The 12,300-nt window shown below is 35.6% G+C and carries 10 protein-coding genes; 4 read left to right on the forward strand and 6 right to left on the reverse strand.

Going from position 1 to position 12,300, the window contains the following annotated elements:
- Positions 1 to 26: 26 nt before the first annotated feature.
- Genes J0M15_05085 through J0M15_05095 form a run of 3 tightly spaced genes read right to left on the reverse strand, consistent with a single transcriptional unit; the run spans position 27 to position 3,412 of the window.
- Positions 27 to 893 (reverse strand): hypothetical protein, encoded by an 867-nt coding sequence (locus tag J0M15_05085; protein ID MBN8536403.1) that lies wholly within the window; start codon positions 891 to 893, stop codon positions 27 to 29.
- Entirely contained in the window at positions 862 to 1,944 is a 1,083-nt protein-coding gene (locus tag J0M15_05090; protein ID MBN8536404.1) for a hypothetical protein, read from the reverse strand. The genes J0M15_05085 and J0M15_05090 overlap by 32 nt, the downstream gene beginning before the upstream one ends.
- The gene (locus tag J0M15_05095) at positions 1,934 to 3,412 is read right to left on the reverse strand and encodes a hypothetical protein (GenBank protein ID MBN8536405.1); all 1,479 of its coding nucleotides are present in this window, start codon (positions 3,410 to 3,412) and stop codon (positions 1,934 to 1,936) included. Before J0M15_05095 ends, J0M15_05090 begins: the two co-directional genes overlap by 11 nt.
- A gap of 167 nt (positions 3,413 to 3,579) precedes the next feature.
- Here J0M15_05095 and J0M15_05100 point away from each other — a divergent pair, with 167 nt between their 5' ends.
- Positions 3,580 to 4,356 carry a viroplasmin family protein gene (locus J0M15_05100; protein MBN8536406.1) on the forward strand — a complete coding sequence of 259 codons (777 nt, stop codon included), beginning with the start codon at positions 3,580 to 3,582 and terminating at the stop codon, positions 4,354 to 4,356.
- Between the two features lie 35 nt (positions 4,357 to 4,391).
- On the opposite strand, the gene J0M15_05105 is transcribed toward J0M15_05100, so the two are convergent.
- The 3 genes from J0M15_05105 to nadB all read right to left on the reverse strand — a co-directional run bounded on the left by J0M15_05105 (position 4,392) and on the right by nadB (position 7,524).
- Entirely contained in the window at positions 4,392 to 4,913 is a 522-nt protein-coding gene (locus J0M15_05105) for a hypothetical protein (protein ID MBN8536407.1), read from the reverse strand.
- Positions 4,914 to 5,008: 95 nt separating this feature from the next.
- Positions 5,009 to 5,875 carry a lysophospholipase gene (locus J0M15_05110; GenBank protein MBN8536408.1) on the reverse strand — a complete coding sequence of 289 codons (867 nt, stop codon included), beginning with the start codon at positions 5,873 to 5,875 and terminating at the stop codon, positions 5,009 to 5,011.
- Between the two features lie 11 nt (positions 5,876 to 5,886).
- Positions 5,887 to 7,524 carry an L-aspartate oxidase gene (nadB, locus tag J0M15_05115; GenBank protein ID MBN8536409.1) on the reverse strand — a complete coding sequence of 546 codons (1,638 nt, stop codon included), beginning with the start codon at positions 7,522 to 7,524 and terminating at the stop codon, positions 5,887 to 5,889.
- 116 nt (positions 7,525 to 7,640) lie between these two features.
- Between nadB and J0M15_05120 the strand changes: the two genes are divergently transcribed.
- The 3 genes from J0M15_05120 to alr are packed head-to-tail and all read left to right on the forward strand — an operon-like array spanning position 7,641 to position 12,279.
- Positions 7,641 to 9,623 (forward strand): GHKL domain-containing protein, encoded by a 1,983-nt coding sequence (locus J0M15_05120; GenBank protein MBN8536410.1) that lies wholly within the window; start codon positions 7,641 to 7,643, stop codon positions 9,621 to 9,623.
- Entirely contained in the window at positions 9,620 to 11,125 is a 1,506-nt protein-coding gene (locus J0M15_05125; GenBank protein MBN8536411.1) for a diguanylate cyclase, read from the forward strand. The genes J0M15_05120 and J0M15_05125 overlap by 4 nt, the downstream gene beginning before the upstream one ends.
- 8 nt (positions 11,126 to 11,133) lie before the next feature.
- Positions 11,134 to 12,279 carry an alanine racemase gene (alr, locus tag J0M15_05130; GenBank protein ID MBN8536412.1) on the forward strand — a complete coding sequence of 382 codons (1,146 nt, stop codon included), beginning with the start codon at positions 11,134 to 11,136 and terminating at the stop codon, positions 12,277 to 12,279.
- Positions 12,280 to 12,300 lie beyond the last annotated feature (21 nt).

The raw sequence follows: 12,300 nt of genomic DNA on the forward strand, positions 1-12,300 counted from the left end.
AATGATTCTTAAAAAATTATTTTGAATTATTTTTTTACAGTAAAAAGTTTATCATCTATATTTGTAACTGATATAATAAATTGATTTAAAAAATTACTAAAATTTGAACTATAATCAGGTAAAAATTTCGCAGTAGAAATCTTATTTCCATTTTCATCAAAATATTCAATTCCTGGAAATTGATTATTATTGAAAGGTTTATAGGCAAGAAATAAAGTTTTTGTAAATACTAATTTGTTGTTTTCATATGCAAAAAAAGACATTTTCAAATTTTGAATTTCAAAACCATCTCTACTGCTTGGAAATTGATAGATGAGGGTATGAAGGATCGTCGTTTGTTCACTTAGTTTCGCAGAAAACACGATTTGATCTTCCTTTTTAATCCATTCAAAGAGGGCCTCTTTAAGAAAGATTTTTGCTTCTGAATACTTAGAAAAATTTAACTCAGGAAATTTAAAATTGAGTAAATCTTTAAGAAGAGAAGCCAATAACGGATCATGAGCTTTCATTTCTTTTAATAGGGTAAATTCAAGCCGGTAATTTTGAATGGACTGTCCACATTCTGCAAAATCAATAGTGATCTGAATTTTCTTTTTCTTGATAAGTTCCACCCTCGGGATGTAGGCATGGGAAAATGGAGCATCGCAAATACTTGAAGCTGCATATTGCCAGTAAGTTGTGAGTTGACGGTTCGGAAAACTGTCATGGAGTCTTTTCATTTTACTGTTAAAGTTAGAAGACAGTAAGTTGTAATAATAAAAGGCATCAGCAATATTTTTCGGAAAGACTTCCGCCTGCGCCTGATTAAAAAACTTGGCAATTTCGAAAAAAAGTAGGAAAGCTATTAGAAAAAAGTTCTTTTTATTGAGGTCTGAAGTCTTGAATAGATCCATTGAGCACATCCAATAAAATTTGTTCAATATCGTTTCGGGCTTCAGGGTAATTTCCATTGATCAATTTTAATCGAATGTCCTCAAGTTGCCGTGAAAGTTTAGAGTATCGTTGTCCCGATGTGATCACTTCCGTGGATGGAAAAAATTCAATTATCTTTTTTAAAATTGAAGATATGACATTGGCGTAGGCATAATTTAAAAAATACCCACTGTAATAACTATCAAAAGTTTTTTTGGAAATAAGTTCTTTATCAACTCCTTGAAAATACTTTTCGCCTTCTTTGCTGATATCAGCATAGAGTAGAACACTGTTATTAAAAATTCTTGTGAAATAAGAGTTATAAAAGTCATAGGAAAAAGAAAATGGATTGAGTTTAACGGAGATAAATACTCTTTCTGTGTTTTTTTGTTCTATAATCTCAATAATTTCTTGATCAGAAAGAATCATTTTAATTTGTGTTGTCTCATAACCAAGATAAAGATATTTCTGGATGGAGTATTTAAAAATGACCCGACCTTGATGATCTGCTAATTCGTAGGTTTTATTTAATTCTTGATTTTCAAGAGAAAGCTTCCTTTTGAAATCAAGAACTTCTTTCTTAGTAAGAGGTTTTAAATTCTTTCCTTCTTGATAAAGTCTTTCTTGAAACAAGAACTTGTTGTCACATCCTGTGTAAGTAATGAATTCAGATAGGTTCTCTAAACTATGAGGAGTTGTTAGTTGGTTCTGGTAGCTAATAGTGCTGACAACGGTATTTTTAGAGGGAGTCGTCTTGCTGCAACCAGTGGCATCTTCAGAAATAAAATGAATTTCATTAGAGTTAGTTTGGTTATAGGAATAATTGTCAGTCATTTGTTTCATTTTTAATTTTAGATCCTTGAAAACTTCTGCTTCAATATCTTCTGAAAAACGATTTATGGTAGCATGAGAGTCATTCAATAGATTTAAGACAGATTGTATATTAAAGCTCTCTCCAAAAGAATACAGACTGGTTAATAGACAAATAAAAAGAACTAAAATAGGAGCAAGTCTACTTTTATTACCTTGCACCGTTCACTCCTGATGGATCTGCATAAGGAGTGATAAACTGCTTTTTGTAATCGCGGTTATCTTTAATGAAAAATTTTAAATTTTTTATATATCTTAATTCCGGCTGACTTTCGGTGTCAGCTCCAATTTCTAAAATTAATCGAGGAGATAAACATAATTTTCCATTTTGCTTACATCGATTGTCAAAATCATCTACAAAATTATAAAATACGGGTTGAGAAGCCAAATCCTGGGCTTGAATTTTTTTATCAAGAACAACTAAATTATCAAAATCAGGGTTGGTTATCCGAAGAGTTAGATACTTATCATAGTTGGACTGAGTTAAAAATTTTGCATCAAGCTGGAGCCCTGTTTTTTTACCATAGGAATCCAAGATCCCGCCATCGACCTTGTAAGCTAAAACATGACTCATCAGATCTTGGAGACTGTTGTCGTCTCCAAGGGGAAGAGCTTTGATTTCAGCTTCGGTGAGAGAATAATCCTTTGTCAGAGAATTTTGATTTTCATCCACAAGTTCTACAGATATTGAAAAAAGAAGATTTACCTCCGAGGAATCAGCCACTTTATCTCTAAAAAAGATGAGGCTTTCTTTGTCTGATTTTGACTTCATATAAACGCTATTGACGGCAAGAATTCTGGTTTTTCCAGGCTCGAGGTCAAAGTTCATCGATCCTAAATTAAAGGCTGCCAGCAGGGAATTAGGTTCGTTAGTTGGTTGAGAATACCTGATACTTAAATTTTTAAAACGAACCAGTTTATTTTCTGAAACAAAAACTTTTCCATATACCGAAAAACCGACGGTTTCTTTATCTGTATTGATGGACTTATCATTGGCTCTGTACAGAATTGAACTGCTATCCGTATTTAAATCATCCTCGCTTCTTTTTAAAAGCGCCCAGCTAGCGGCTTTATGAGACCAGGCTTGTGTTTTAGAAAAGTCGAAGGCCAGTTTGAAAATACTGGAAGCTAGATTTCCAAAATTAAAATCGAATTTAATTCCGCCAAGCAGGGTGTTTCCTATATTAACGGTATCCAAATTTGATTTTTTTCGATCTTTATTGTAGGAACCTCCAAGGCTAAAGCGAAAGAGATCCAGGCCTTGAGTTTCAACGGCATGAACTTGCACAAAAACGATGACTTGTCCTCCCACATTTTTCACAAAGGTCGGTTTTTTATCTAGCTTTAGGATTCTCGATTTTAAAGCATTTAGAGTTTTTGAATCAGCAGAATAGAAAATAACCTGGTTATCATCACTGGAGGCTTGAAGAATATCTGGATAGAGAGGTACGCCTGTTTTGTAGACTTCAATAAGTAACTTATTTCTTAACGAAGCGGCTGAGATATTTACGGGAGAATAGTAGCAGACTTGGTCGCACTCAATAGAGTTGGTTATTTCACTGGCAGAGTTAGAACAGGTCATAAAAAGAGAAATTAAAAATAAACATAAAGTACTGATTTTCGTAGTCATAGACCTTCCCAAATTAAATGTAATCATCAAAAATAATCAAAGAACTTTAGTTTATTATTCTTAACAATGTCCACCTTAGAAATTTGGACAGCTTGTCAAGATTGATCGCGCCGAAGTGTCAAAATTAGCTTTGAAGGATAGGCTTGTCATTGTGTTAAGAAGTTACTATGGTAATTCAGATGATTGAAAATGTGATTGTTTTTACAGATGGAGCCTGTAGCGGGAATCCTGGCCCAGGGGGCTGGGCAAGCATTATATGTTACGATGGCAAAGAAGTTTTAGAATTGGCTGGAGCGAAGAAATCGACAACAAATAATCAAATGGAAATGTTCAGTGTTCTTGAGTCGTTAAAAGAGGTACTTGAAAAAAAAACTGGGATACAAAAAGACACTCGAATCCATATTTATACTGATTCTACTTATGTGATTAATGGTGCTACCAAATGGATGTGGGGTTGGTCTAGAAAAAATTGGATGAATTCAGAAGGTAAGCCGGTAGCCAATAAAGAAATCTGGGAGCAATTTTTTTTTCATATTAAAAATAATCGGCAAAGAATAAATTGGAATTATGTGCGGGGGCATACGGGAGTTATTGGCAATGAAAGATGTGATGAAATAGCGGTGTCCTATTCTCGTGGTGATGAGATTTATTTGTATCAAGGAGATTATGAGGATTATCCTTATAAAATATTTCCCTTGCCAAAGGTGGAACTTTTACCGGAGCCAAAGTTTGGGAATAAAACAAAAGTTGGTGATAACGCAAATGGTACTGCTACGGTCGCTTATTATCTAAGTTTTATTAATGGTGTTGTTAGTCGACATCCAACTTGGAGTGAATGTGAAATGAAAGTTAAAGGACAACCGGGTGCCAAATATAAGAAAATTAAAGATCCCCTTGAAGAACAACTCACTTTAAAAGGTTGGGGTTGTGAAAATAAAAAATAAAAAATCTAAGGGCAGTTTTTAATCAAGTCATGTTTTCAAAATTCTAAAGTGGCTGAGCCGACGGGGCCAGTGACAGTCATTTTGATTTCTTTAAAAGATTCAATATTTTTTACGGCAACTGGAAAAATAACAGAATAGGGTGTTGCAAATCTATTGTGATAGGCATAGATTCCTTGGATTTCTTCAGTAAGCAATTTTATTTTTTTTGTTTTACCTTCATAACGTTTTCCACCCACATCTAGAAATATTTTCCAAAGAGTTTGGTTTTTATGTAAATCATCATGTTTTCTTTCTGGAGTGAAAAAACTGACAAAAAACTCTGTCTCTTTTTTTAATTTTTCTTCCGATTTTACCTTTTCTTGGGTGTATTTGTTTTCATCCCACAGATAGAGCCGTGCCATTTGATCCATTTGAGCTGCAGCCACTTTTGAAGTTATCAGAGTAGCCGTGATATCCATGGAGTTGTATAGACCTGAATAAATTTGTTTTTGTCTGGTGTGGCTTGAAAGGACGTTCTGAAATTCTGATTCAGAGATAAGTTGAATACTGGGTGAGATGGCATCTTTGGTCGTTGTGCAGGAGATGATTCCTGCACCTGAAAAGAATAGAAATAAAATGGACTTTCTTAAAAATTTTAATAGTCTAAATAGCTTCATTTCATAAACCCTTCGAGAAACTTTTTTAAATCCTTATAGACATTTTCCCTATGAATATCATTAAACATTTCATGTCTTGCGCCTTCGCCATAAAAAAGAATTCGCTTTTCTTTACTGCTTATCTTTTGGAAAAAATTCTTTGCAGCCTCCACAGAGACGACGGGGTCTGACTCTGAAATTTGAATCAGAGTCGGAATTTTAATATTTGCTGCGTGGGAATTTATAACTTCAAAGGCTTCGATCATTCCTAAATAGATACCAGAGGATATTAAATCATGTCGAAGCGTGTCCTTTTCAAATTCTTTTATAACGGCAGGGTCTCTGGTTAACATGGGGTTGCTGATTTCATTCCAAAGGGTGTACTTGGGAAAGACTAAGTTGAGTATTTTAGAGGCGGTATCTTTATAGGCAGGAACAGGAAGCGAAAATCCAAATAAAGGAGCGCTCAACGCCTGTGCCTCAGGTTTGAAATCAGGATGAGATATAAAATATTTATTTTGAATCAACGCCCCCATGGAATGGGCTAAATAAACGGTGGGAAGATTTTCAGAATTTAGTTTTTCTAACTTGCTAATGAAAACTTCAAAATCGTATAAATAATCATTGAAAGATTCGACATAGCCCCTTTTTCCTTCGCTCCGCCCATGGCCACGCAAGTCCCAAGCGGTGAAGTTAATATTTTCATTTCTGAAAAAATGAATCAGTCGATGATAGCATTCGGAGTGCTCACCATGTCCATGGGTAATGACAACATGGAGTTTAGGATCTGGGACGATCCAAGTTTGAAAAAAAATCTGGGTTTCTTTATAGCTATTAAAGAAACCTTCTTTTTGAATATATTTATTTTTGTCATCAGCTTTCATTAAGAACTAGTTTAACTTAATCCTCTTAAAAGAATAGTATTTTGTGGTTTAGTATTTAGGTCCTGTTCTGGACTATAAAATGGATAATCCAGATTAAAGTGGATGCCTCGGGACTCGGTTCTTTTGAGGGCGCATTCAACAGACAAATCGGCAACAATAGCAATATTCCGCAGTTCGAGGATATCACTATGAATTCGGTACTCAGAGTAATACTCTTTTACTTCTTGAAGGATATTTTTAAGTCTTGCCTGGGCTCTTAACAGGCGTTTGGTAGAGCGAACGATCCCCATATAATTCCACATTAGTTGGCGGATTTCAGCCCACATGTGATGGATCACAATCATCTCATCATCATCTGGCTTTTCTGGATAATGCCAAGGCCGCGGTGGGTGATCGAACAAAACACTAGGATTCTGTTGGATGCTGAGATAACAATTGTGAGCCATGGCCAAACATTCTAGTAAGGAGTTTGACGCCAAACGATTGGCTCCATGCAATCCGGTGCAGGCAGCCTCGCCAAGACACCAGAGATTTTTAATGTCCGTTTGTCCATTTTCATCAGTGAGGACCCCACCACATAAGTAATGTGCCGCGGGAACAACAGGTATTGGTTTCTTTGTTAAATCAATTTGAAATTCTAAACATTTTTTATAGATGGCTGGAAACCGTGAAGTTAAATAATTTTTATCTAGATGAGTCATATCAAGGTAAACGCAGGGGTCCCCTGATTTTTTCATCTCCGCATCGATGGATCGGGCGACAATATCCCTGGGAGCAAGGGATCCAAGCGGGTGGTATTTTTTCATAAAAGCCACGCCTGTGGACGTCTTAAGCTCTCCGCCTTCTCCCCTTAAAGCTTCAGAGATCAGAAAATTTCTTGAGTCTGCATGATAAAGGCAGGTTGGATGAAATTGCATAAATTCTAAGTTAGCGACTCTTGCCCCAGCTCGATAGGCCATGGCAATTCCATCACCAGTAGCCCCACTCCAGTTGGTAGTGTAGAGATAAACTTTTCCCGCACCTCCCGTGCAAAGAATAACTTCTTTAGCTAGAAAGCTATGAACTAAATTGGTGGTTTTGTTTAAAGCATAACAACCAACACAGCGGGAGGGAGACATATCATAAATATCGATTTGTTTATTTAAGATCAGATCGATAACGAAAGTTTTTTCATATATTTTAATGCGAGGATTTTCTAAAACATTTTTAAATAATTGAGTGTGAATATGCAATCCTGTTTGATCTTCAAAGTGTAATATCCGTCGTTGGGAATGGCCCCCTTCTTTGGTCAGATCAACCTCCAAAGAATCAGTAGATTCAGTCAGTGAGTCTTTCTTCTTCTTATCAAAGCTAACTCCCCAGTTTGCCAATTCTTCAATTCTATCAGGAGCTTGAGTTATATAATTTTCGACCGTGTTCCTGCTGCAAAGACCGGCTCCGGCCATCAAGGTATCCTGTATATGGGAAGCGAAACTGTCTTCTGAGGAAATCACGGCAGCAATCCCACCCTGGGCCCAGGTCGAGTTAGCAGATGTCGAAGTGTCTTTGGTCAAAATGGTGACTGAACCAATAGAAGAAAGTTTGAGTGCGGAAGCTAAGGCTGCTAGGCCCGATCCAATTATCAAAAAATCAGATTTGAAATCACTCATGAGTTCCTTTAAAAAACCCTTGCTTGATTCTTTCCGAATATTAAAAGTACAATAAATCAGAATCAGAAGGACGTAGTTAATTGGCAAAAGTTTTAAAGTGAATATAGGAATTAAATGTGAGTAAAGTCAAATTGATCTTAGCGGTAATAGCCGTATCAGCGATTTTTCTGGTGGGTATTTATACTCGTATGGAAGAATTATTATTTGCTGATAAATTAGATCAAATGGAATGGCAAATTAAGAATCAAGTATCTAGTCTTACTTTGGCCTACCAGGCGGATGCTAAGTTTCTACAAAAATGGGTCCATATTATCAACGATGAGGGCACAAGGAAAATTAATTGGAATTCAATGAGTCCCTATTTTGCAGTAGCTCAGTTAAATGCAAGGCTTCAAGTCATTGAGTGGTCATTTAGGGAGAAGTCACCTGTTTCTAGTTTAAGCAAGGAAAATCTAACTCAGTTAATTAATTCATTCCATGTGAAAATTGGAGATAAAGAGCTGAAATATATTATTTATAATGATCCAGAAAAGAAAAAGATTTTTTTAACCTTGGTGCCACAAAAAGATAAATTATGGGTTTTTTTAAGTCTGGGTGAAAATTTGCAGTCTATTATGGATGTGCAAAAAACATCGCCCTATATGATCACTTTGATTAACTCAGATTTTTTAAGCTTGGCTCATGTCAAATCAGAGTATGTTGGTCAAAAAATTTTTGAGAACAAACTTATTTCAGAGATTAAAACTGGTTCCAAAGCTTCAACCAGTGGCTCTTTTAAAATCTCATCAGGCGAAGAGTTTTTTGGGTTTTATGAGAAAATTCCAGATTTGGATTTGTATGTTTACACCCAGGCTTCCTTAAGCGAGCTCTTAAGCAATAGAAATTCAATTAAAAATCAATTCGTATTTTTTTCAGTTGGGTTTTTAATTATTATTATTTCTTTGATTTTGCTTTTAAATAGAGGACGCAAAAACCCAAACTTAATTGCCAGAGCTCCCGTAACTTCCGTGGCAAAACCTTCCGTTTCGGGTGTAAGTGTCAATGCAAAACCTGAAGATCTTGATCAATCCAGAGTGGAAAATTACATGAACATGGCGTCTGTAATTGGCCATGAAATCAAGGCACCCATTGTAAAAATATTAAATTTAACAGCAACAGCTTTAAGTCAATCCGAGAATTTAAATGAAAAAGATTCTTTGAATAAAATTCAGTCGGAAGTTCGATCCGCAAAGGAAATTGTAGATAAATTACTGATGTTTTCAGGCGAGCAAAGTGAAAATAAAATAGAATCGAAAGTAGATATTCCTTTAATGAAAGCCTTGAAGTCCTTGGATAAATTATTTTCTGAAAAATCAATTAAAATTGAAAAGAATTTTCAATTTGCTTCACCTATTTTAGTGGACGTCAATCGCATGACTGTGGCTTTTGAAAATATTTTTAAGAACAGTGTGCAAGCTATGGAAAGAATGTCAGTAAAAATTATTTCTATCAAAACTTATCAAAAAGAAAAAAGCATATTTATTGAAATCACTGACAACGGCGAAGGGATTGAAAAAGAAGACTTAAGCAAAATATTTGACCCCTTTTTCACAACAAAGGATTCTCATAAAAACTCTGGGCTTGGGTTATCGACAACTTTGGCAATCATAAAAAATCACCAGGGAAGTGTCGTTGTCGAGTCCGTAAAAGGGGCTGGTACAACAGTGAAAATAGAATTTCCGCAGCTGACTCAGCAGCAAAGTAAGGAATCCGTGAATCATAGTAAAATTGCTTTGGTCAAATCGGAGAATAAAGAAGTACCACCCAAAGAACCACCAGTTCTTGAGGTCAAAGAATTAAAGGCCATCGTGTTGCCTAAGGAACCATTGCTTTTAGATATTGAACCTATTAAACCGTTGGATTTAAATGTCAATGTGGATGAGATGTTCGAGATGCAAGAAGAACCAAATCCACTTATTGAAGAGCCGCCGCCTTCTTCAGAACCTGTTTTAGTTCCTCAATTTATTGTCCCTCCGCAGGTGTCGCCTAAGAAATCTTTAGAAAAAGAGAGCGATAGTTTCAAAGTTCAAATTAGAAAACCCAAAGGTGGAAACTCATGAAAATTCGTGAATTTAGTTCTCAGTTTTGTACCCTGGTTTTTACTAAAGATATGAACCTTGGTTCTTCCATCAAAGTCAATCTAGGCAGAGCTGGATATGAAGTTTTTTATTTAGAAAATGAAAATAATTTATTACAAACAATATCAGAGGCCCAGCCTCATGTGGTCATTCTTGATCTGAATTCGATTCAGACTCTATTGAATGCGCTTATTGAAAAAATCAATACAATGAATTCGGAGATCAAAATTATTTTTATCTCAAATAGTGAACAGTTTCAAGTTCTCTCTGGGTATTCAGAATTTAATGTTTATGATATCTTAGCGCTTAATTTACCTCAGTTGGATAGCCGTGTTTTGTGGGCTGTGGATCGCTGTTGTGAGATGCTTTACTTAACTTACAAAAATGAACAAATTTTTTCAGAATTAACTTTAGCGAAAGAAGATCAGAAAAAATCCTTAAGTCAATTGACAATAATGAGTGATTTTAATGATTACAAACCCTGTTTTGAATTAATAGAGAATCTTAAAAAGTCGGAAAGTAAAGACGATGTGATACAGATTTTATTTCAAAATTTAAGATCTTTTTCATGTTTGTATTTTAAGTTTCTCTCGAGTCTAAACTCTTTTGTTTTAACAAATGTATCACCTCAATCGGAGTTGACAACAGAAGGAGTTGGATGTGCTCTTCCTCAGGAAGAGACAAAAGATCTGATTCCCGAGTTAATATTGAATATTATACCTCCCACTTTGAATAACTTGATTGAAAAGATGTTCAAATTTCAAAAGATAGGAATTCAATTAAATTTCGATAAAGAAAATTTGGATGGTATTTTTGTTTATGACCTAGATTTCGGCAACGAAGAGTCTCAAGAAAACAATTTGAAGAAGGATAAACTTTTTCTCTTACGAAATTACCTCAGCGTGACAGCGCTGTATTACTCATATTTTTCCTTAGATAAAAAATTGGAATTTATTGAAACTCTGGATCCATTAACAGAAGTTTATAATAAAAGATTTTATGATAAAAAGATTTATGACGAATTTGAGAGGGCCAAAAGATTAAAACAAGGCTTGTCTTTAATTAAAATATCTATTGATGACTATGCTGAGATTGAAAAATCCCTTGGTTTAAGCAGCCGCGATCAATTAATTAAATCAATTGCCGGCGTGCTTAATAAAACAAGCAGAACTAATGACCTCACCTGTCGAACGTCTGAGAATGAATTTTCGATCATTCTGCCCCATTGTGGAAAGAAGGGGGCGACACTCAGAGCTGAAAGATTAAGACGATTGATTGAAAATCAATCGATGCTTGATAGTGGTTTAAAAATTACAGCAAGTCTTGGAGTCAGCGAGTATCCTACCTTATCTCACAATGTGGCGACTTTAAACGATACGGCTGAAAAGGCTAGAAACTTTATCCTATCTAAGGGTGGAAATAGAATTTGTCTTTATAAAGTTCCTGCGGATTTTGTGCCTGAATTTAATATTGAAGAGAGCTAGGGAACACCATGGATTTGTTTCGAAAAACATTTGCTGAGATTGATCTTCAGGCCCTTGAAAATAATATAAATTGGATTAAGGATCAATTTCCAAAAAATTCTTTTTTTTGCCCAATGGTAAAAGGAAATGCTTACGGTCATGGTGATTATATTATTGCTAAGTCTTTAAGTGGGATGGGCATTCCCTATTTAGGGGTTTGCTTGATTGAAGAAGCTTTGTGGCTGAAGCGAGCCGGAATTGAAACGCCCTTGGTTGTTTTCAGAGGTTTTGATAATGAAGGGGCAAAAGAAATTATTGCTAATGACTTTATCCCTATTGTAAGTCAGTGGGAACAATTAGAGTATCTGGAGAATAACATCAAGGATAAGTCGATTTTAATTCATCTTAAATTTGATACGGGGATGAATCGTCTGGGTTTTTCAGAAAAGGACGCTAAAAAAATTTTTGATCGGTTATGGAAGAACAAAAAATTAAGATTAAAAGGCATTTTAACTCATCTTTATTTTGGCGAAGACTTTTTAGTTGAAGAAGGTCATTCACAACGTCAAATCAAGGCTATCATGGGAATTGCTAAAATCTTTAAGTGCTATAATCCAGTTCTTCATGTGTTTAACACTGCAGGGATTGTGGGAGCTTATTTAAAACCTCAACCAGAATTCCATACTTTTGGATTGCGACCTGGCCTTTTAATTTATGGCTATGCAGCGCCAATGTTAAATCACTCACAGCCTTTTGATTTTTTAAAACCAGTGATGAGTCTCAAATCTCATGTCAGCGATATTAAGATGATTTCAAAGGGGCAAGGCATTTCTTACTCCCATACTTGGAAGGCTACAAAAGACTCAATTATTGGGATCATTCCCATCGGCTATGCAGATGGGGTTCATCGCTTACTTTCCAATAGGGGGGAAGTGATTGTTAAGAATTATAAAGCTCCAATTATAGGAAACATTTGTATGGACTATCTGATGGTTGATCTGACGGAGATTTCGCAAATACAGCCGGTTCGTAAAAATGAGACGGTTATTTTGCTGGGGCAAAGCGAGGATCGTAAATTATTTATTGGAGCCCAAGAAGTAGCGGCTAAGGCACAGACGATTACCTGGGAAATTTTGACCAGCATAGGAATAAGAGTTCCTCGACTTGTTATTTAAGGCCATGAAGGACGGACGTTG

The sequence above is a fragment of the Deltaproteobacteria bacterium genome, from assembly GCA_017302835.1.
Lineage (GTDB): Bacteria > Bdellovibrionota > Bdellovibrionia > Bdellovibrionales > Bdellovibrionaceae > UBA2316.